This is a genomic window from Oceanibacterium hippocampi (assembly GCF_900172325.1).
Classification (GTDB): Bacteria; Pseudomonadota; Alphaproteobacteria; order Sneathiellales; family Sneathiellaceae; genus Oceanibacterium; species Oceanibacterium hippocampi.
On the sequence record NZ_FWFR01000002.1, the window covers coordinates 263,554 to 283,826 of the forward strand.

Below are 20,273 nucleotides of genomic sequence, written 5' to 3' on the forward strand. Positions count from 1 at the left end.
AGTTCCCCCTGCGTGCCCGGCGCCCCCGGCCGAGCGACCGCACCCTATCATCCACCCTTCCCGCCAGCAATCGCGCCTAGCCGTCATGGCGGGCGAGTAGGCGATAGGGCGCATCCGGCTGGAAGGTGAGCCAGACCAGAGCGCTGCGGCGGAAGACCCGCCCGCCCGGGCCTGTGACCGAGGCGGCGATTGTAAAGGCGCGGCCCGGCGAATGGCGGAAGAAGCGCGAGAAGGCGACCAGGTCGGCGCTGTCCTGCCGGCGGTCGCGCGAGAGCCTGCCGGCGACCGTCTCGCTCAGTCCGGGAATGGCCGCCAGGGTCGCCGCGCTGGCGACGTCCGGGTCGAGGCCGTCGAGCCGGGAATGGACCGTCACCAACGGCGCCACCCGGGCGAAAAGCGCGGCGTCCATGCCGCGCACCCGGGCCAGTTCCTCGACCCGCTGGAAGGGCGCGTTCGCCGGCTCGCCATCGCGCCCGAGCCGGCGATAGTCGATCGCCTCCGCGCCCCCGGTGCGACGGTCGTCATCGCCGTCGCGCCAGTCCTGCACGGCCGCGGCGAGATTCGCCGCCCGGTCCGGCGCGACCGTCATGAACAGTCCGCGCAGAAGTTCGCCCGGCGCCTCGTTCAGGTCGATCCGACCGGCCTCGTCGCTGACCTGCACGGTGATCGGCGTGCCGTCGATCCGGTAGTCGCGCGGGGCGCCGGTGCGGTCGACATCGTCGGCGGTGCGCGGGTCAAGCAGGTCGCGGAGCGCCAGCGCGATTCCCGCGTCCGCCATATGGCGACTTTCCGCGGCGTCGCGGAGATCGGAAACAAGACGGGTCTCGCCGCGCCCGTGCGTGGCGATCCCGGCGGCGAGCGCGCCGAGCAGGGCCAGCCCCCAGAGCACCACGATCAGCGCGATTCCGTCCTCGCCCCTGCCCCGGCGCCGCGTCATCGCGGGACCGCCGACAGGGCCGGCGCGATCATCAGCGGCGGCCAGTCGCCACCGGGCCAGGCGAGTTCCACCCGGATCATTGCCGGCAACCGCTCGGCGTCCCGCCAGTCGCGCTGCCAGCCGACCGCGCCGCCCTCGGTCGCGCTGCCGTAATAGGCAAGGCGGAACGAAGTCGCGTCGGACAGCAGCACGCTCCGTTCGATCTGCCCGGCCGCTTGCAGCGACGCCGAACCGGGCTGCCACGGCGCCCGCGCGATCACCAGCCCATCGTCTCCGAGGCCGATATCGAGGATGTTGAGCCCCCTCTCCCCGCCGGGCCGGCGGATGTCGGCAAGAAAGCGGAGGCGTGATGCGCTGCCTTCGAACAGCAGGATCGGGCGCACGGCCCCCGGCGCGGTCAGCGGCAACGCCAGTTCGATGCGCTGACGGAGAACCTGCTGCGCAAGCCGCAGCCGCTCGCTGGAATCCGCCGCCGTTTCGGCCGCGCGGCGGCCGCTGACCGCGAAATCGATGGCCGCGCCCAGCACCAGCGTGACCAGTCCCAGAAGCGCTATCGCGACCAGCGTTTCGAGAAGCGTGAAGCCGCGTTCGTTCATCGTCGTGCCGATACCCCGACGCGGACGGTCTGAAGCGCCGCCGCCGGTTCGCCGCGATAGGCGACCGCGACCGCGACCCGGTAGGCGACAGGCACGTGTTCCTCTGCCTTGCCGGCCGCCGCGCCGCCGGATCCCGGTGCCGGGCGCGGCAACGGGCGCAGATCGAGGACCCAGGCGAATCCGTCGCCCTCGTCGCCGACGATCCGCCCTTCGGCCAACGGCACGGTCCGTCCGGGCTCGGCCAGCTTGCTTTCGGCGATCAGCAAGGCACGGCCGACGATCTCGGCCTCGCGCAAGCCCCGGAACGAACCGGCCACGACCTGATAGATCGCGACCAGCGACAGTGACAGGATGGCGAACGCGACGATCAGTTCGAGCAGGCTGAAACCCTGTTCGCCCGGCTGGCGTCGCGGCCGGGCGCCCGGCCTACTGCCAGTTCCCGACATCCTGCGCATCACCGTCGCCGCCCACGACCCCGTCCGCCCCGAGACTGAAAATGTCGTAGTCGCTGGAATGCTCCCCGGGATTGCGATAGCCGTATGGCCGGCCCCACGGATCGTCGGGGAGCTTGCCGCCCTTCAGATAGGGTCCGTTCCACGCGGCCACGCCTGACGGTCTGGCGACCAGCGCCTGAAGCCCTTCCTGGCCCGTCGGATAGCGTCCGACATGAAGCCGGTAGAGATCGAGACCGGCCTCGAAATTCTGGATCTGCAGGCGCGCCGTGTCGGTCTTGGCGGAGAATGCGTAGCGCAGTACCTGCGGGCCGACCAGGCCGCCGAGCAGCGCCAGGATCACCAGCACGACGAGCAGCTCGACGAGCGTGAAACCCGCCTCGCCTCGGCGCCGCTGCCGTCTGTTTCGATATGTGGTCCCGATCATCATTCCGGGCCGGAGTATAACGGCGAAAACCGGCGCCTGAAGCGGCAACTTTGCGAAATGCGGTTCAATCGATCTCGATACGGAGCACGACCCGTCCGTTCTTCACGTCGACCGACTTGCGGGCATTGACCGGGATCGGGATACGGACCTGTCGGCAATAGACAAGCAAAGCGGCCGCCAGTTCGCCCCGATAGGGACAGATCGTCAGTCTTCCCGCTCCATCGGTGGCAAGTTCGACGGTAAAGGGATGGTCGCTGTCGGCGGCGAGTTTGATGTCGATCACGCTGCCGGAAGGAATCGGGTCGCCAAGGCTTCGCTTCAGTGTGGTGAGTCCGCGCATGACTTCTGTATTGGTGAAGAAAATCTCACGGTACTCTGTAGCCATGGTAGATACTCTAAAATACAAATGTCATCGCCTGGCCAAATCGACAGTACAAACGGCGTCGATCGGGCCGAATTGAATGTTTGATAGCAGCATGTTCGGGCGGATCAAACCCCTGGAAACGGCTTTAATAGAGGATTCTTTCTAAACCGTGACCATTGACACGTTCTAGAGGGCCAATTGATTGAGGCCGAGAACGGCGGACAACACCGCATAGATGATCGCCGCGACGATCATCCCGAGAACGAGAATCAGGACCGGCTCCAGCACCCCCATGAGGCGACGCACGGCGAGCGCGCTTTCTTCCTCATAGATCTCGGCGACCTTCTCGAGCATCTCGGCAAGTCGCCCAGACTGTTCGCCGACGGCGATCAGCCGCACCGCCAGCGCCGGCAGCAGGTGATCCTCGTCGAGCGACGGGGCGAGCATTGCGCCTTCCCGCACCCGCGTCTCGACGCGCCGCAGCAGGGCCGACACCGCGCCATTGCCGACCGCGTCCGCGGCCGTCCCGATCGCTTCCGGCAGGGCCACGCCGTTCCCGACCAGGAGGGCCAGGGTCCGCGCCATCCGTTCGGTGACGATCCGCGCCGTGACCGGCCCGATCAGCGGCGCCTGCATCAGCATACGGTCGAAACGGGCCTGCATGCCCGGACGGCCGAGAGCGATCCGCCCCGCGATCCAGGCGACGACAACGCCAAGTCCGAGCGCCCAGGACCATTCCCGCATGAACCGCGCCGTGCCGATGACGATGCGCGTGGCCGCCGGCAGTTCGGCGGCGGCTCCGGCGAACAGCGCTTCGAACTCGGGAATGACGAAGGTCAGCAGCAGGACGATCGAGAGCGCCGCGACGGTCAGCAGGATGGCCGGATAGGTCAGCGCGGAGTTGATCTGCTGGCGGATGCGGCGCGCCATTTCGAGTTCACGCGCGAGCCGCTCGAGAACGAGTGTCAGGGTCCCGCTCGCCTCGCCCGCGCGCACCGTCGCGGCGATCGCCGGCAGCGCCGCACCGGGTTCGAAGGCCAGCGCCCGTGAGAAACTCTGGCCCTGGCGGATGCGGTCGAGCAGGCGCCGGGAAAGCGCCGCGTCCGGGTCGCGCCCGCCGGTCTCGGCGATCATGCCGAGCGCCCGGTCCAGGCTGAGGCCGGCGCCGAGCAGGGTCGCGAGCTGGCGCATGAAGGTGACCGGCGGCCGGCTTCGGCCGGACAGGGCAAGCCAGCCGCGCCAGCCCCGCCGCGTCGCCATCGGTGCCGGCCCGGGGCCGATCTCGTCAGCCCGGATGGGTACCTGGTTGGCAGCCTGCAGGCGGGCGACCACGGCGTCCCGGTCCGGCGCCTCCATCTCGCCTTCCGAGACGGCGCCGTCGGGCAACACCGATTTGTAGCGGAAACGGGCCATTTCGCTGCCTATGTCCGGTCAGTCAAAATGCGTCACCCGAAGAACTTCCTCAATGCTGGTGATCCCGCTCAGCGCCTTGCGGAGGCCGTCGTCGGCCATCGACCCCATGCCGTCGGCCGCGCCCTGCCGGGCGATCTCGCCGCGATCGGCGCGCTGCAGGATCAGGCGCCGTATTGCCTCGGTGACCGGCAGATACTCGGCGATCGTGGTTCGCCCGCGATAGGCGCGCTCGCCGACGTCGGGTTTCGGCCGCCAGAGCCTCGGCGGGCCATCCGACAAGCGGTCTAGGCCGAGTTCGGCGACCAGTTCGGGCAGCGGCTCGTAGGGCTCGATCAGCTCCGGATCGAAAGTGCGGACAAGGCGTTGCGCGAGAATGCCCTTGAGCGCCGAGGTCAGCAGGTAATCCTCGACCCCCATGTCGAGCAGGCGAGCAACCGCGCCGGCGGCATCGTTCGTATGCAGCGTCGAGAGCACGAGATGGCCGGTAAGCGCCGCCTGCACGGCGATTTCCGCGGTCTCGAGGTCGCGGATCTCGCCGACCATCATGATGTCCGGGTCCTGGCGCAGGATCGAGCGCAGGATCGAGGCGAAGGTGAGGCCGATCTTCGGCCGCACCTGGATCTGGTTGATTCCCTTGATCTGGTACTCGATCGGATCCTCGGCGGTGAGGATCTTGGCGCCCGGTCCGTTCAGCCGGTCGAGTGCCGCATAAAGCGTCGTCGTCTTGCCGCTGCCGGTCGGCCCGGTCACCAGGATGATTCCGTTCGGCCGCTCCAGGAGGTCGTCCAGTGCGGCCAGGATCGGGGCCGAGAAACCGAGACCCTTCAGTTCGAGCGGCGCCTGTTCCCGGTCGAGCAGGCGGAGCACGACGCTCTCGCCATGCATCGTCGGGACGACCGAGACCCGGATGTCGATCTCCCGGCCGCGGACCGCCATCTTGAACCGGCCGTCCTGGGCGAGCCGCCGTTCGGCAATGTCGAGACCGGCCATCACCTTGACGCGGCTGGTGATCGCCGCCTGCAGTCCGGCACCGGGAGACGGTTGCGGTCGGAGCACGCCATCGATCCGGAAGCGGATCCGCAGATCGGCCTCGAACGGTTCGACATGGATATCGGAGGCGCGTTCGGCCGCGGCCCGGGCGATCAGGTCGTTGACGAGGCGGATCACCGGGGCGTCGCTCGCCATGTCCTTCAGCCGCTCGACATCGCCCGAGGCGACCGCGTTGCTGGAAACCGGCGCGGCGCCCTCCTCGCGCGTCCCGTAAAGCCGGCCGAGCGCGGCCTCGAGATCGGCCGGGACCGCGACCCAGCGGCGCACCGGGCGACCGACGATCAGCCGGATCGCCTCGGCCGCATAGTCGCTGAGCGGATCGCACATCGCCAGATCGACGCCGTTCTCGTCGGCGCCGATCGGCAGCACCCGGCTTTCGTGGAGGAAGCCCGGAGTCACCGTATCGGCGAACAGCGCCTTGTCGGGGTAATCGGATTTCGCGGCGAGCGGCAGGTCGAGACAGCCGGCCAGCGCCGCCGCCATGGCGCCTTCCGGCACCAGGCCGAGACGGGTCAGAATGATGTCGAGCCGTTCGCCCGAGGCGCGGTTGAGCGCCTGCGCCCGGGCCAGCCCGTCGCCGTCGACCAGTTTCCGTTCGATCAGGATGTCGCCGAGTTCCATCGTTCCCGTCCGTCTGAAGCGGCCGCAGTCTAGCCGAACGAGGCGGACACGGGAATGCGCGCGCCAAGCAGGTAGACCAGCCAGATGGCAAGCGCGAGACCCGGACCGAAGGGAATGCGCGTCGCCATGTCGAAACGCCCGCGACCGACAAGCGCCAGCAGGGCGACCGCAGCGAGCGTTGCGAGCGCGCCGACGAAGACGATCGCCGGCAGGGCCTGCCAGCCGCACCAGGCGCCGCCGGCGGCGAGCAGCTTGGCATCGCCGAGCCCGAGCCCGTCGCGCCCGCGCAGCCGGCGATAGGCGACACCGATCACGGCGAAGACCAGGAATCCCGCGGCCGCGCCGACCAGCACGCCGACAATGTCGGGCCGCCCGGTCAGGCCGGCGGCGGCAAGGCCGGCGACCGCCAGCGGCAGGGTCAGTCGGTTGGGCAGCAGTCCGTGTTCGAGATCGATCGCGGCGAGTGCCAGGAGGCCCCAGCCGAGCAGCGCGGCCAGCCACGCCTCGACACCGCCGCCGGCGGCCAGCACGGCCACGACCGCGACCGCGAGCGCCGCCGCCTCGGTCGCCGGGTGCCGCCAGGGTATGGTCCCGCCGCAGTGACGACAGCGACCCCGGTTGAGGGCGAAACCCGCGAAGGGCACAAGATCGCGCACCGCCAGGGTCGCGCCACAGGACTCGCAGGCCGAGCGGCCGGCGATCCAGTTCCGCCCGGTCGGCATGCGGGTCGCGAGCAGGTCGAGAAAGGAGCCGACGAACGGCGAAACGACGATCAGGAAAGCGGTCACGACCGGATCGCCGAGAAACCGGGCAAGCGTGTCACCGGTCATCATGGTTCGCCCGGTCACCGGGGCCGGCGGCGAGTGCCGTTCCTTGCCGCTTTTTCGGACGCGGCAAGTGCGTTAGCTTTTCCAGATGCAAATGACCCATCTGCTTGTCGGCGCGCTTGCGCTCGCCTCCGTCGCGGCTTCGACCGGGGTCGCGATTCTCCTGTTGCCGCCCGGGATACAGCCTCCGGAAGTTGACGCGGCGCACGCGACAACCTCCGACGGCAATGCCGCCGCCCGGCCCGGGGCCGGCCCGTCGAAGGCCGAAATCGCCGAACGGGTCGCCCGGCTCGAGCAGCGACTCAAGGCCGAAGAGGGCAAACTCGACGACTGGAAAATGCTCGGCCGATCCTATGTAACCCTCGGTCGCTATGGCGAAGCGGTCAGTGCCTGGGTCCAGGCGGCAACGGTCGCACCGAACGATCCGGAGGTGAGGGGCGCCCTCGCCCGGCTCCAGGAAATCGCCGATCAGCGTGGCCGTCATCCCACATCTTCGCAGTGAATTCATCGAACCGTCGTCCAAACGCCTTTACCCTGTGACCTGATAAGTGAATAATCTCAATAAGGAATCCTGGAACTATAACAACCCGGGGGGCTGCACGACATGTGGGGATTCAAGACACCTTCTAAGGTGACAACGTTCCTGTTAGGGCTTGTCGCTCTGACGGGTGCATCGCTATTCGACGGCCAGGGAGAGGCGGCGGCGCAGCAGACACCGCAATTCCTGCCGGACAAACATCTGGGAGTGACCTCCTGCGCCGGGTCGACCTGCCACGGTTCGATCGAGCCATGGGCGAATTCGGTGGTCCTTCAGAACGAATACGTGACCTGGCAGCAGAAGGACCGTCATTCGAAAGCCTATGACGTGCTTCTCAGCGAACGGTCGCAGCGCATCGCCCGCAATCTCGGGCTGGAGAACGCGGCGACCGCGGACGTCTGTCTCGACTGCCACGCCGACAACATCCCGGCCGAACTTCGCGGCCGAACCTTCCAGATTTCCGACGGCGTCGGTTGCGAGGCCTGCCACGGCGGCTCCGAACGCTGGCTCGGCGTTCACCTGACTGGTGGCGGACATGCCAACAACGTGCAGGCCGGCATGTACTCCACGGTCGACCCGGTCAAGCGGGCGAAGCTTTGCCTCGGCTGCCATTTCGGCGATTCGAAGAAGTTCGTGACGCATCGCATCATGGGCGCCGGGCATCCGCGCATGCCGTTCGAGCTCGACACCTTCACCTGGAGCCAGCCGGCGCATTTCCGCATCGACGACGACTACGCGAAGCGCAAGCAGGTCACCAACGGCGTGCAGACCTGGGCCATCGGCCAGGCGCTGGCGATGCAGAACATCCTGACCCTGCTCACCGATCCGAAGCGGAGCCATGACGGGATCTTCCCGGAACTGGTCTTCTTCGACTGCCATGCCTGCCATCATCCGATGAGCAACCTGCGCTGGCAGCCGCGGGCCAGCACGGGCCTCGGCCCGGGCGTTGTCCGGCTGAACGACGCCAACCTTGTCATGCTGCGGGTCATCGCCGGCCATGTGGCCCCGGAACTCGGTGACATGCTGCAGGACCAGACCCGTGCCCTGCACCAGGCGTCGACCGACGGCATCGACGCCACCGGCGCCGCGGTCGCGGCCCTTCAGGACACCCTGTCGCAGCTGATCGAGAAATTCGCCTCGCACAGCTTCGGCGGCGACGACATGAAGGCGCTCCTGAAAGGCGTGATCGACGAGGGGCTGCGCGGTGAGTATGTCGACTACGCGGCTGCCGAACAGGCCACCATGGCGATCGGTTCGATCCTCGATGCCATGCAGAAGGCGGGCCTGATCGACCAGGCGACCTTCGACGCCATGGGCGCCAAGCTCGACGAGGCCTACGCCTCGGTGGAGAAGGACGAGGCCTACAAGCCGGCGACCTATGTCGCCGCCCTGCAGGCGCTGAAGGAGTCCGCGTCCGGGCTCTGACGGGACTGCCACGGACTGAATACCCGGGCGGCGGCGTCGGAACCGCCGCCCGGTTTCGTTCCGGGGGGCTCCCTGCCATGACGACATGGCGCGGCGGATCAAAGGGAGTATCCGCCCTCTTGCCCGCCGCGGGGGAACCGGACCGATCGGCGCCTGTTTGCCGACTTGAGCCACTATCCGGGAGATACACATGCGTAGTTTGATCGTTTTTTGCGGCCTTGTGCTTTTCGCATTCGGCGCCGCAGCGCAGGCCCAGCATTCGCCGCTGCACGAGGCCGAGCTGAACGGCTTCATGCAATCCTTCGACGCCATGCAGGCGCTCGGCGAGAAGTACGACCGGCTGTTCGAGGAGCGCGGCGTCAACAGCGGCCCGAACGACTCGCCCTTCTCGCAGGGCGCGGCCGCCTTGCTCGGCACCCATGCCTATTCGGAAGCGGAGGCCATCGCACAGCGTTACGGCTTTGCCAACCTGCAGCACTGGGCGACCACGGGCGACCGCATCATGCGCGCCTATGTCGCCGGACACATGGCCGGCCAGGCGCCGCAGATGGACGCCGCGATGGCCCAGGCGCGCCAGCAGATCATGAGCAACTCCAGCCTGACCGAACAACAGAAGCAGGAAATGCTGAAGCAGATCGAACAGGCGATGGGCGCCGTCGGCAACATGAGCCGCGATGTCCCGCCCGAGGATATCGCGCTGGTCCAGCGCTACAGGGCCGAACTCGATCGCGCGTTCGACGCCGCCGAGTAACCGCGGCAAGCGATGCTGCTTCGCCTCGTCGGCGTTTTCCTGGCATTGCCGATCCTGTCGCTTGGCCTGTTCGGCTACCTTGGCTGGAGCGCGTTGCTGTTTCTCGGAATCGTGATTCTGACAGTCGCCCGGATGCCTGCATTCGGGTTCCCCGGTATCTTTCGGCGTCGACGACATGTGCACGGCGAACCCGAGGTCCGCCGGGCGGTTCCGAGTACAGTGGAGCGAGTCCGGAGGAGCGTGTCGGCATCGACGAGCGACGGGAACTGGTCGGCCATCTGCGGGCGATGAACACTGCCATGAGCCTGACCATCATCGGCGGCTCGATCGCAGCGCTCGCGTTCGGAACCGGCTGACAGGCATCGACGGCAACGAAAACGCCCCCGACCTTGCGGTCGGGGGCGCTGTTCGTCAGACGTCAGTGTGGTCCGTCAGTCGGCCAGGGCCGCGCGTTTCGACTTTTCGGTCTTTTCCGGGCGCGCCGCGAGGAAATCCTTCTTGCGGATCTCGTCCGTGACCGTCCAGACGTTGCCGTTCTCGTCGAGATAGAAGTCCTGCATCTCGCGGAGATTGAAGGGCCGGCTGCCGAGGCGACCGAAGATCGCCATCTGGCCGCCGGTTTCATCGACCGCGCGGTCACGATCAAGGCCCTTCGAGATCGACAGGGCCGGCCGGTTCATCTTCCACCAGGCCACCAGTTCCGGCTTCGGTTCCGGGCTGTAGCCGTAAAAGCGCGGCTGACTGTCCGGTGAGGTGAGCTGGATGACCTTGAGGCCGTTCCCGCCGTCGGCCACGTAGGCGAACAGCGAGGCATTGGTCGAACCGACTACGACGTCGCGGGCGTCGTTGAGCTTCCCGTCGGCGGTGTACTTCATGTAGATCGCCGGCGCTTCCGGCTTCTCCACGTCGACGATGACCAGGCCCTCGCCCTTCGCTGCAACATAGGCGTAGGTGCGGGCGACATAGATCCGCTGGGCGTCCTGCATCGGCACGGTCGCGCTCTCGACCTTGCGCGGGCGGTCCGGATGGGTGACGTCGACGACGTGGAAGCCGTCCGCGTCGGTCACGAAGAGATAGCGGAACTGCAACGCCGTCGCCCGCGGATCGTTGAACGGGATGATGTTGACCACCTGCGGCTTCAGCGGCTCGTCCATGTCGAGCACGACCACGCTCCGGTCGGTCGTGATGTAGAAATAATAGCCGGCGATCGTGATATGCCGTGCCCCGTTCAGGACGCCGCCCTCGTTCCATGTCAGCGCGCGGGTCAGGAAGTTGTTCCGGGCCTCGCCGTCGGAGAGCGTGTTGACGTCGGAGAGGATCAGGCCCTCCTCCGAGTCGGTTATGAACACATAGTCGTAGATCGGGTGGAACGGCTGCTCCTGGTTGGTCACGAACATCAGTTCGCGGGTCGCGTCGTCCTTGCTTTGCCGGTCGGGATGGATCGGCTGGGTCGTCGGCAGCGCCATGCAGGTCGCGTTCTTGCTCGCGATATGGGTGTTGTGCCCAAGCGAGCTGAACGGCGCGGTGATGATCCGGTCGGAGATACCCTTGTTGGCGATCGAGGCGACGTCATAGGCCTGGAAGCCGCGCCGACCCTCGGCGACATAGAGATACTCGCCGCGCAACTGCAGGCAGCCGACCTGGCCGCTCGGCTGGGTATAGACGTCGTAGAGTTCCCGGTTCCGTTCCTGGTGTTCCCGATACCAGTCGGGATAGGCGTATTTCTGCAGATAGCTGCCGATCACCGCCTGCGGCTCGTCGAACTCGGTGACCCGGATCGCCTCGAAACCGTCGGTCCCGCCGACCCAGGCATTTGCGCCCACGAAGTTGACGAAATTCGTCCCCTGCAACAGAAGCTGCGCCATGATCGCGTTGTTGTCGTTCTTCTCGGAGATATGGCAATCGCTGCAGGTCTTGGTTTCGGTCTTGCGCACGGTGTGCGGGAAATGCGGCGCGAAGGCCTGGCTGGAATAGCCCGAGGCCGAGACCGGCGCCTGCTGGATGTAGATCCGTTCGCGGTTGATGTTCTGGGACGAAAGTACCAGCGCCGAGGAGGAACGGACCGGGGCGATGGTGTTGCCCTTGACCGTCGAATGGACGCCGAGCTGGAACATCTGGTCGCGCGCGACCTGCGGATTGTATGAGGCGTAGTTACGCGTCACGCCGCCGTCGAAATGCAGCCGCGGGGTCTTCCAGTTCGCCTGGATGGGCAGATGACAGCCGGCACAGGACGTCGTCCACGACAGATGGCAGGTGAAGCATTCCATCTCGTCGTCGTCATGCGCCAGGTTGTCGGTCGCGACACCCGGTCCCCAGGCCATGCTGGTGCCCTTCGACATCAGCTTCGCCCGCGCCGCCTTCTCGTTGTAGTTCGCGCTCGCCGGATTGATGGTGTCTTTGACCAGCGAGACTTCCCATTCCATGTTCGGGCCCAGCGCGTCGGCGATTTCCTTCGGCGGCTTGGTGCCCGGGCCCCAGAGCGAGGGACGCTGATAGAGCCGGCAATCCTGGCGCTCGTTGAGCGGTTCGTCGCAGTCGCTGCCGCGCCAGACGAAGCGCGAGCGGCCGTCCGGCGTCCGCAGCAGGCCGAGGTCGTTGCCGCCCGGACGCGCCGCCGGTCCCGAGGTCCGCAGCGTCGGGAAGGACTTGGACGTGCCGTGGCAATCCTTGCAGCGGATCTCGATCACGTCCGCGACTTCGCCGTAGATCCAGCCGTTGCCGTGCGTGTCCTGCGCGAAATGGCAATCGACGCAGTTCATGCCGACATCCAGGTGGATGGACGACATGTGGACAGCCTTCTTGAACTTGTCGGGATCGTCCGGGCTGACCACGTTGCCCTCGGCGTCGAGCAGATCGCCCTTCCGGCTCTTCTTGAAGATCGCCCGGAAGTTCCAGCCATGGCCGTGATAGTCGGCGAACTGGGTGTTCTTGTTCTTCGGGTTGATGTCGGTCCAGACATTCTTGACGAAGTCGACGTCGGCCCACAGGCCACGGGCCGCCGCCTCTTCCGGGTTCCGGGCCGCAACCTCGCGAAGTTCGTGGTCGGTCGGGTAGCGCTGCTCTTCCGGCCACATGTTCGGCGCGTCCGATTCGTAGTCCCACATGGTGTAGCCGAGGAACGAGTTCACGAACACGTTCGGCTGATGCATGTGGCAGTTCATGCAGAGGCTGGTCGGGATCGCCCGCGTGAACTCGTGGCGGATCGGGTGCCCTTCCTCGTCCTTCGGGATGGTCGGGTCGATCGTCTGCGTCTTGCCGTCATGCCCGAACGCCGCGTAGGGCCCGGAATGGCGCGGGTCGCGGTCGTTGGTATAGACGACGTGGCAGGCCGAACAGCCGGATGAACGATAATCGCCGGGCTGGTCGTTGGTGCCGAGGAACCACAGGAACGGATCGTTCAGGCGCGTCTTGTGCAGGTTCAGGACCGGCACGGCGATCCGCAGGCCGGTGCCGAGGCCGCGGTTCGATTGCTTGATGTCCGGGCGGCCCGGTTCTTCCAGGCGCTGGATGCTGCCAGTTAGGTTCGGCAGGCCGATTTCCGGGAACAGGTTGAGGATGTTGCGGCCGCCGCGCTCGAACACGCGGAAGACGTCGGCCGGCGGCGTGACCTCCCAGGCCGGCAGCGGCACCATCGTCGGCAGGATGCCGCGCGCCGCCATGTCCTCGGTCACCGGGGCCGGGCTGTTGATGATCGCCGCCACGCCCTCGCGGGTATAGGCCTCACCGGTCAGGTAGCGCTTGTAGGGCAGGATGCCGTTGTTGTAGGCCGCTCCGCCCCAGATCATGGCGCCCGTTGCCATGATGCTGCGCTCCGATGCCTGGATGATCGACAGATGGCAGGCGCCGCAGGCCTCACGCGCGACCCGGAGATCGCCCGGATTGACGAACCGGACATATTCCGGCGACTCCCGATTCAGCAGCGTGAAGCTGTGTTCCGGATTGCGACTGTGCGGGTAATGCCAGGTCTCCGGCAGGGTCGGCAGGACATGCGCCTCTTCCTGCGCCGCGAAATAGCGCTTGTCGCCCTTCGCCGTTCCCGGCGGGCGGCGGACATCGGCGTCGCCGCCATGGCAGTCGACGCAACCGAGCGCCACCGCCGGGTTGATATGCATCGACGGGGCATCTGTCTCGGTATGACAGGTCATGCAGCCGAAACTCTTGGTCGCTGCCTGTTCCAGCGTCTGCCCGCGCGGCGCCGGCGGTGCCTCGTCATAGACGATCTTGAGCGGAGCCTCTTCCTCGGCGGCGCCAAGAACCGGGCCCGAGGCGAGAATCGCGGCCGAAAGGACAGTCAGTCCCAAAGCGAGCCTGGTGCTGGCAATCAACCGAGAGAACATGGCACTCAATATGTCAGGATGAGGTTCAGAAGCACGGAGTAGAAGAAGCGGTCGTCGGTGTCATAGAGTTCCTGGAAGCCATCGCCTGCATAAAGCATGGCACCGGAAGCCCGCAGGACAACGTTTTGCGTGAACATGGGCCGCCAGATCAGCGCCGCCGACAGATCCCAGCCGATATCCCGTGAGATCCCACCCTGGTTACGCACCACCTCCAGCGTCTCGGTCGTGGCGAAGCTCAGATGATTGGCATTCGTGCTGAGCCGGATCTCTGGCGTGATGTCGAAATCCGCCCCCATGCCGAGAAGCAGCAGGCCGGGATTGTTGAAGTTCGACTGGCCCTGCTCCTTCGACGACCGGAGCGATGGCAGCAGCGCGTTGCGCCCCGACAGGATGACACCGCCGCCGCCGATCAGCGGTACCGCCTGGCGGATCCAGTAGCTGGTGTCGGCGCCGGCGAACTGCGGGTTCTCGAAGATGGCGTCGAAGCCCTCCTCGGTATCGTCGAACGGATCGTCGTCGCCGCTCGCATAGAGGAACGAGCCGCGCAGACGCACCCAGCTGAAGTCGACCGACGGCTCGGCCGCCACGAAGAACGCCCGGATGTCGGAATTGTCCTCGCCGCTCAGCTGGTTGTGCTGGTCCTGGCCGAGCGCGACATAGGCCGAGGTCGTCAGGTTGAAGCGGCCGAAATGACCGTCGCCGTTATAGCCGAGGTAGACGACGTCGTAATCGTGCCCGCGCTCGTCGCCGAACGAGGCCGGCCGCGCAAGGAAGTCGTTCTTGTCGTAGAAGAAGTCGCTGCCTTCCCGGTTCCGGTTGTAGACCGCGGTCACCTGCGACACGAAGCCGAGCGCCGGGAAATCCTGCCAGTACAGGTTGGCCATGAAGACGTCGTCGTCGCGCGGCAGTTCGGTGACGTCGTTCAGGCCCGAGTTGGTGTCCTTCTCGAGACGGCGGAACCAGGCCAGGTTGTACTGGTAGATGTTGTTGTTGCGGGTGCCGAAAAGGCGCACGCCGAGTTGCTGGTCCTGGAACAGGAAGCCGCGGAAATCCGCCTGGATCGGCTGGATGCCGACGCGGATCGAATCGAAGTCATAGCGATCCGAGACGTTGCGGATGTGGTAGTCGACGAAGGCTTCCTGCAGGCCGATGAAATTGTCGGCACGGGTCCGCCCCTTGCGCGGATCGGCGCGCAGCACGCCGCGCTCCTCGACCTCGACGTAGTTGTAGTTGAACACCGGGGTCAGGCGGAATTCGTAATCCGGCGGCTTGTAGGCGGTGTCGCCCTTGATGATCGAGAGCGAGGCGATGATGTTCTGGTTGAACACCAGCGAATTGATCTCGCCGAAGGGATCGTTGGAATCAGGCTTCTGCGTCGTGTTCGGGACGAACGGGATCGGGAAGGCCCGGGGTTCCACGATGGTGTCGGAGATCAGCAGGACGTTGACGAACCAGTCGTCGAAGATCGGCTTGTCGCCCTTCAGCGTGTTCTGGTTGTACGGGTCCCACCAGCGCTCGGTGACGCCCAGCGACTCGATCAGGCGCCAACGGTCGGGCACCGGCAGCGATTCACGCGGCAGGTTCGGTTGCGGCGGCGGTACGGCGCTCGGATCGATCGGAGGCAGGTCGAGGGCCGGATCGCGGCGCGGCTGCTTGCCGGGAATCCGCCGCTCCGTCTGCCCGACCAGCACCCCGCTGCCCGGCGGCGCATATTCGAACATCTGTTCCTTGCCGGCTTCTGCCGGTGTCGGAGCGCCAAGCGTCGATGCTGCGAGCAGACCGACGGCGGCGAGGTATTTCACTTGCCCTGGCATACGTTTTGATCGCTCGAGTTGACGAAGGGTTTGAAGGGACAGGAGACATAGCGCAGGCGCGCCCCCGCCGGTGTCAGTCGATCCGCCCGGATCGCGTTCGGCGCGTTGCCGATGCCGGTTCCGAGGATCACCCCGGCGTTGTGCAGGCCGAGGAACGAGATCATGTCGTCCTGGTCGACGCCGTCGCCCGACACGCCGATCCCGCCGACCAGCGTGTTGCCGCGATAGATCGGCACGCTGCCGGGGAAGATCTGCAGCCCGTTCGCAACCCGTGGCTTGCCGGTCGCGCCCTGGATCGGCAGGTCGGTGCAGAAGGCATCGGTGTCGGCGGCGGCGGCATTGCCCGGGATCGTCGTCGGCAGCCCGACCGGCGAGGCGAAGGCCAGATGCTCGATGATATTGTCGAGCACGAGGTCGAGCTGCAGGCCGGTGTAGAACGGCGACCAGATCGCCAGCGGCTGGCTGAGCGGGCCATTCGGCGCGCCGTTGACGCCATCGGGGAAGAAGGGCCGCGACAGGTTGCCGCCCGAACGGTCGGCGAAGGCCACCCCGTCCGCGAGCGCGTTCGGATTGCCGAGGAAGGTCCGGAGCGCGGTGACATAGCTCGACGGTGCGACGCCGAAGGTATTGGCCGGCCCGGCATTGAGATCGGCGCCGGCGACAGTGTTGGAAACGAAGGCCGCGGTCCGGGCCTTCTGCAGCGACACGTCGGTGCCGAAGATCGGGCCGTCCGGCGTCCTCGCCATGCCCAGGATGGCCCCGTTGGTGTCGACGATAGAGACCGTGACCTGGATCGGACTGTCGAGCGGACGGCGGATCTGCGCGCGGCCGCGCCGGGCGACATCGATCGCGCTGGTGATCAGCTGCGTGACCTCGGCGGCCGTCAGGTTGCCATCGGTTCCCGCGCTGGCCGGGTAGCGGTTGGCACCGGTCGAATCGACCAGCAGGAAGGCGGTCTGGCCCGGGAAGGTTCCGGCCGGCGCCAGCATGAAGCCGGACGCGGCGGTGCCGTAGGCGACGCCCGCGGTGATTGCCGCGGCGGCCGTATAGCCCCGGACATTCTGCAACGTGCCGAGCACCCCGTTGACGGCGCCGAAGGCCGGCGCGAGGGTCGGGTTGGTCGCCAGCGAACTGTAGTCACGATCGGTGTAGCGGAAGGTCTTGCCCTCGACCGTGATCCGGTTGGCGACGATATCCCCCGGCGGGCCGAAGCCGAACTGGCCGGCGAGCGCGACGAGTTCGTCGAGCTCGCTGTCAAAGTCGCCGATCCGGCGGTCGACACCATAGATGCCGTCGGTCAGTACGCCTATCCCGCCGACCACGACGCCGCTCTTGTAAAGCGGGATGCCGCCCGGATCGGCCGACAGGCCGAGCGGTGCGCGCTTCGGACCGATCGTCTGGTTCGGGCCGACCTGGAACCGAGTCGAGAGGTCCGAACAGGGAAGCTGGCTGAACTGCACGCCGAACAGCGGGCCGCCGAAACGGAATTGCTCGCCCGGATTGAAATTCTCCTGGACGATCTGGCTCGCCGTGCGGGTCGTGAAGGCGTTGCCGCTCGACGACAGGTAGGCGCCGGTCACGGCCTTCGAGATCGCGCCGAGGACCGAGGGCACGACGACGTTGTTGACGCCGAAACCGGGCGCGCCGCCGTTGATGATCCGGGTCGTACCCTTTTCCAGGCTGGAGCGGCCGGGATCGATGAAGGCTGTGGTCGGCGACCCGTTCATCTGGAAGACGCCGAGCACGTTGCCGACACGGTCGACCACGGCGATCGTCGCCGGGGCGTTGCGGACATTCGCCTCGTTCACCGCCTGGGCGATGATCTGCTGGACTTCCGCGACCGTGAGCGCCTGCTGGGCCGGCACCGTATGCTGCTGCGCGGCGACCTGCTGGACACCGCAGAGGGCAAGCGCCGATCCGATCATTCCGGCGGCAAGCCGCGGCAGGATCCGGGAATATGTCCTGCGGAAATTCATGTCAGCCTCCGGCCCGTTGCAGGACAACCAGCGTTGCGCCGGCCTCGACGGTTTCGCCTTCGACGACGGCCACCGATGCGACCGTTCCGTCACCCGGGGCGACGACGGTGCGCGCCCCCTCTTCGTTCCTGAGCACGACCAGCACGTCGCCGGTCACCACGTTGGCGCCGCCGGTGACCGAAATGGCGATCACGCTGCCGCCGATCGGGGCGACCACGGCGCTGCCGAGGCTCGGATCATCGACCCGTTCCTCGCTGTCGCGATCGCTGCCGCTGTCATCGACGGAGGCCATTGCCGCGCCTTCGGAACCGCTGTCGGCGGCCTCGCCGCCTCCGTCACCCTCGCTCGCGCCGCCGGCCCCGTTCGAACGACTGGCGAGGGCCAGGGTCTGCTGGAACCGGTCGCGGGCGAGCGCGCCGAGGCGCGCAAGCTCTCCGTTGTCCTGGAAGGTCGAGGTCACCGTCGCCACCGGGGAAGCGCCGACCTGCTGATGGAGCGTGAAGGCACCAAACTTGAAGGCGCCGCCGGCACGGTACGCGAGTTGCACGCTGATCGGGAAGAAGGTGCCCGACAGGTCTTCCTTCAGGATCTTGTAGGTCACGGTGTCGCCGTCGGCCGCGAAGCCATTGTCCTCGAGCGCATCGATGTCGCCGCTCCACGGCGTCCAGAAACCGTTCCGGTCTCGCTTCAGCCGCTGACCGTCCGGCGTCGATGCGGTGACATAGGTCGCCGAAGGCGTGTCGCCGCCGGTTTCGATCGATCGGTTGACCTCGCCCAGGCCCGGCCCGACGACCATCGGCGCGAGCTGCGCGCCGTCGGGCGAGAGTTGCCCCTGTGCCGCGGCACCGCTGGCGCCCGCTGTCAGGATCGCGGCGGCAAGCAGGATTCCGGGCATCGTTGCCCGCGCCGTCCCGGTCGCTCGTGCGGTGATGTTCATGCCCCGTCCCCTGTCGCTGGCAGTCTAGTGAGATGCGGGATCAATTTCCAGTCGCCTTCCCGGTTTCCGCCTTGAGCGCGGCCTGTTTGGCGGGTTGCACGGGTTTCAGTTCCGGCAGTCCCGGAAGATGGAACTCGTGACAGTCGATGCAGGTCGAGGGGACCAGGTCTGCCGCCTTCTCGCCGCCATGGCACCCCTGGCAGCCATCGATGTTCGGCAGCAGGACATCCTCGGCCGTTTTCGAGGTCGGCGCGGCATGGCACGAGACGCAGTCCAGGTCGCGGTGCTTGCCGTGGTCGAACGTGCCCTTCGGCAGCCAGGTATCGGCAAGCCGGACCTGGGCGATCTGCCAGAACCCGTCGCCGCCCGGCGCCGGTTCGGTAACCGTGTGGCACGATCCGCAGAGCGACTTTCCGAAGGTCGTGGTTGCGACCGTCTCGGCCTTCTGCTGCGCCCACTCGAGGGCCTCCACGCGTTCCTCCTCGGTCATCCGCTGGCCCGGCAGGCGCCGGCGGTTGGTGGCCGAGGAATTCTCCTGCTGGTAGGCGCCCTCGAGAGCGGCCTTGGCATAGAATTCCCGGATCTGCTCGATCGCGTTCACCGGCTTGCCATGGGGCAACCAGCGATCCGGGACCGAGGGATCGAAGGCCAGCCTGTGGCACTCGATGCAGTTCTCTTCCATCTTGATGGGCTTCATGCCGACGCCACCGGGCTCGGTCACGTGGCAGTCGCCGCAATCCATGTTGATGGTGCCCTTGACCGGATGCCGCACGCCCTTTTCCGCCAGATGCTTGTCGTGCGGGAACTTGAGGTTCGACATTTCCTTCGGCTTGTCCTCGAGCCGCAGGCGGGCAAAGACCCCTTTCTCGGCATCCTGAACCACGGTCGGCCGGAAATTCGGGTGCGCGTTGCCGAAGTCGGAGACGTTCAGAAGCGTCGTCTTCGGCTCCTGCGCGTCGAGACCGGCATGGCAGTCGACGCAGAACGCCTGGTCGTTCAGGACGATCTCGCGGATGCCGTTATGTTCCTTGTGACAGCTTTGGCACTTCTCGCCGGCGAAGGTGGCGGTCGTGAATTCCGTCGGGTTGGCGTGGTGCGAGATGCCCTTGTGGCAGTTGACGCAAGCCTGGTCCTGCACCTGCACGAAGGGTTCCTGGTGACAGGCCTCGCAATCGGCGCCGAAGAAGCGGTGCGGACTGGACATCCCGCCGGACAGCCAGAGGCTGTCGGCGCCGGTCAGCACGTTCTTCGGGTTCTGGTGCGCGGCCACCATGTCGAAGGCGACACGCTGCTCCGGAGCCTTCATGTAGAAGGCGTAGATCGGCCCGCCGAGAAAGATGACCGCGATCGCGATGAACAGCAGCCATGACCAGCCGCGCCGGCCCAGGCCGAGCACGCTGTTGACGCTCGTGCGGCTGCGTTCCTTCAGCTCGTCGAGGGTGGCGCCGAGCGGGCGCACCAGCTCGATGGTAATGCCGATGTCGCGATCGCCGCCCAGTTCCTCGATGACCAGCTCGTAGGGGCCGACGCCGATCTTGTCGCCCTTCTTGAGCTGGGCGGTCGAGACCGAGGCGCCGTTGACGCTCGCCTCCAGGTCGGCGGCAACGCTTTCGAGGTAAAAGCCGCCCGCCCGCTCGTGGATCTCGCTGTGCAGCAGCGGCACCCGCGGATCCGGCAGGTAGACCTGGCAATCGGCGCCACGGCCGATGCGCAGGATGTCGGTCGTAACCTCGGTATCACGCCGGGCAACGTCGCCGCTGCGTTTCCGGGTGAGTTGGCTGATCAGAGCGTCCACGTCAGGTCCTCCG

General features: G+C 66.8%; 16 protein-coding genes. 3 read left to right on the forward strand and 13 right to left on the reverse strand.

Features of this window, described 5'->3' with window-relative positions; genetic code table 11:
* Window positions 1–76: 76 nt before the first annotated feature.
* The 8 genes from OCH7691_RS12280 to OCH7691_RS12315 form a co-directional block, all read right to left on the reverse strand.
* Window positions 77–937, reverse strand: coding sequence for a type II secretion system minor pseudopilin (locus tag OCH7691_RS12280; protein ID WP_085883831.1), 861 nt, complete (start codon window positions 935–937; stop codon window positions 77–79).
* Entirely contained in the window at window positions 934–1,533 is a 600-nt protein-coding gene (locus tag OCH7691_RS12285) for a type II secretion system protein GspJ (protein ID WP_085883832.1), read from the reverse strand. The genes OCH7691_RS12280 and OCH7691_RS12285 overlap by 4 nt, the downstream gene beginning before the upstream one ends.
* Window positions 1,530–1,979: a type IV pilus modification PilV family protein gene (locus OCH7691_RS12290; protein ID WP_176245030.1), complete on the reverse strand. Its 450-nt coding sequence runs from the start codon at window positions 1,977–1,979 to the stop codon at window positions 1,530–1,532. The genes OCH7691_RS12285 and OCH7691_RS12290 overlap by 4 nt, the downstream gene beginning before the upstream one ends.
* Entirely contained in the window at window positions 1,960–2,412 is a 453-nt protein-coding gene (gene gspG, locus OCH7691_RS12295; protein ID WP_085884448.1) for a type II secretion system major pseudopilin GspG, read from the reverse strand. Before gspG ends, OCH7691_RS12290 begins: the two co-directional genes overlap by 20 nt.
* 64 nt (window positions 2,413–2,476) lie before the next feature.
* Window positions 2,477–2,752, reverse strand: coding sequence for a hypothetical protein (locus OCH7691_RS12300; RefSeq protein ID WP_085883834.1), 276 nt, complete (start codon window positions 2,750–2,752; stop codon window positions 2,477–2,479).
* A gap of 210 nt (window positions 2,753–2,962) precedes the next feature.
* A complete protein-coding gene (locus tag OCH7691_RS12305; RefSeq protein ID WP_085883835.1) occupies window positions 2,963–4,189 on the reverse strand; it encodes a type II secretion system F family protein in 1,227 nt (408 codons plus the stop codon).
* A gap of 18 nt (window positions 4,190–4,207) precedes the next feature.
* Window positions 4,208–5,860, reverse strand: coding sequence for a GspE/PulE family protein (locus OCH7691_RS12310; RefSeq protein WP_085883836.1), 1,653 nt, complete (start codon window positions 5,858–5,860; stop codon window positions 4,208–4,210).
* A gap of 29 nt (window positions 5,861–5,889) precedes the next feature.
* On the reverse strand, window positions 5,890–6,690 hold the full coding sequence (locus OCH7691_RS12315; protein WP_085884449.1) for a prepilin peptidase: 801 nt from the start codon (window positions 6,688–6,690) through the stop codon (window positions 5,890–5,892).
* Window positions 6,691–6,781: 91 nt separating this feature from the next.
* Between OCH7691_RS12315 and OCH7691_RS12320 the strand changes: the two genes are divergently transcribed.
* The 3 genes from OCH7691_RS12320 (at window position 6,782) to OCH7691_RS12330 (ending at window position 9,401) form a co-directional block, all read left to right on the forward strand.
* On the forward strand, window positions 6,782–7,189 hold the full coding sequence (locus OCH7691_RS12320; protein WP_085883837.1) for a tetratricopeptide repeat protein: 408 nt from the start codon (window positions 6,782–6,784) through the stop codon (window positions 7,187–7,189).
* A 102-nt stretch (window positions 7,190–7,291) separates the two neighbouring features.
* Window positions 7,292–8,650 (forward strand): multiheme c-type cytochrome, encoded by a 1,359-nt coding sequence (locus OCH7691_RS12325; protein ID WP_085883838.1) that lies wholly within the window; start codon window positions 7,292–7,294, stop codon window positions 8,648–8,650.
* Between the two features lie 190 nt (window positions 8,651–8,840).
* On the forward strand, window positions 8,841–9,401 hold the full coding sequence (locus OCH7691_RS12330; RefSeq protein ID WP_139839674.1) for a hypothetical protein: 561 nt from the start codon (window positions 8,841–8,843) through the stop codon (window positions 9,399–9,401).
* A gap of 431 nt (window positions 9,402–9,832) precedes the next feature.
* Here the strand turns inward: OCH7691_RS12330 and OCH7691_RS12340 are convergent, their stop codons facing one another.
* From OCH7691_RS12340 to OCH7691_RS12360, 5 genes are read right to left on the reverse strand one after another with little or no spacing between them, the layout of a single operon-like run.
* Window positions 9,833–13,738, reverse strand: a complete 3,906-nt coding sequence (locus OCH7691_RS12340) for a hypothetical protein (RefSeq protein WP_085883841.1) — start codon at window positions 13,736–13,738, stop codon at window positions 9,833–9,835.
* A gap of 5 nt (window positions 13,739–13,743) precedes the next feature.
* Window positions 13,744–15,552, reverse strand: a complete 1,809-nt coding sequence (locus tag OCH7691_RS12345) for a hypothetical protein (protein WP_085883842.1) — start codon at window positions 15,550–15,552, stop codon at window positions 13,744–13,746.
* A complete protein-coding gene (locus OCH7691_RS12350) occupies window positions 15,537–17,528 on the reverse strand; it encodes a heme-binding protein (protein ID WP_085883843.1) in 1,992 nt (663 codons plus the stop codon). Before OCH7691_RS12350 ends, OCH7691_RS12345 begins: the two co-directional genes overlap by 16 nt.
* Before the next feature lies 1 nt (window position 17,529).
* Window positions 17,530–18,465, reverse strand: a complete 936-nt coding sequence (locus OCH7691_RS12355) for an acyl-CoA carboxylase biotin carboxyl carrier protein subunit (RefSeq protein ID WP_085883844.1) — start codon at window positions 18,463–18,465, stop codon at window positions 17,530–17,532.
* Between the two features lie 40 nt (window positions 18,466–18,505).
* Window positions 18,506–20,260 (reverse strand): cytochrome c3 family protein, encoded by a 1,755-nt coding sequence (locus OCH7691_RS12360; protein WP_085883845.1) that lies wholly within the window; start codon window positions 20,258–20,260, stop codon window positions 18,506–18,508.
* Between the last annotated feature and the right edge of the window lie 13 nt (window positions 20,261–20,273).

Bases quoted from the DNA above. Each gene is read 5' to 3' on its own strand.
- OCH7691_RS12340 (WP_085883841.1), bottom strand. From the start codon at position 13,738: ATGTTCTCTCGGTTGATTGCCAGCACCAGGCTCGCTTTGGGACTGACT.
- OCH7691_RS12345 (WP_085883842.1), bottom strand. From the start codon at position 15,552: ATGCCAGGGCAAGTGAAATACCTCGCCGCCGTCGGTCTGCTCGCAGCA.
- OCH7691_RS12280 (WP_085883831.1), bottom strand. From the start codon at position 937: ATGACGCGGCGCCGGGGCAGGGGCGAGGACGGAATCGCGCTGATCGTG.
- OCH7691_RS12355 (WP_085883844.1), bottom strand. From the start codon at position 18,465: ATGAACATCACCGCACGAGCGACCGGGACGGCGCGGGCAACGATGCCC.
- OCH7691_RS12325 (WP_085883838.1), top strand. From the start codon at position 7,292: ATGTGGGGATTCAAGACACCTTCTAAGGTGACAACGTTCCTGTTAGGG.
- OCH7691_RS12305 (WP_085883835.1), bottom strand. From the start codon at position 4,189: ATGGCCCGTTTCCGCTACAAATCGGTGTTGCCCGACGGCGCCGTCTCG.
- OCH7691_RS12285 (WP_085883832.1), bottom strand. From the start codon at position 1,533: ATGAACGAACGCGGCTTCACGCTTCTCGAAACGCTGGTCGCGATAGCG.
- OCH7691_RS12320 (WP_085883837.1), top strand. From the start codon at position 6,782: ATGACCCATCTGCTTGTCGGCGCGCTTGCGCTCGCCTCCGTCGCGGCT.
- OCH7691_RS12310 (WP_085883836.1), bottom strand. From the start codon at position 5,860: ATGGAACTCGGCGACATCCTGATCGAACGGAAACTGGTCGACGGCGAC.
- OCH7691_RS12350 (WP_085883843.1), bottom strand. From the start codon at position 17,528: ATGAATTTCCGCAGGACATATTCCCGGATCCTGCCGCGGCTTGCCGCC.
- gspG (WP_085884448.1), bottom strand. From the start codon at position 2,412: ATGATCGGGACCACATATCGAAACAGACGGCAGCGGCGCCGAGGCGAG.
- OCH7691_RS12290 (WP_176245030.1), bottom strand. From the start codon at position 1,979: ATGTCGGGAACTGGCAGTAGGCCGGGCGCCCGGCCGCGACGCCAGCCG.
- OCH7691_RS12330 (WP_139839674.1), top strand. From the start codon at position 8,841: ATGCGTAGTTTGATCGTTTTTTGCGGCCTTGTGCTTTTCGCATTCGGC.
- OCH7691_RS12300 (WP_085883834.1), bottom strand. From the start codon at position 2,752: ATGCGCGGACTCACCACACTGAAGCGAAGCCTTGGCGACCCGATTCCT.
- OCH7691_RS12315 (WP_085884449.1), bottom strand. From the start codon at position 6,690: ATGACCGGTGACACGCTTGCCCGGTTTCTCGGCGATCCGGTCGTGACC.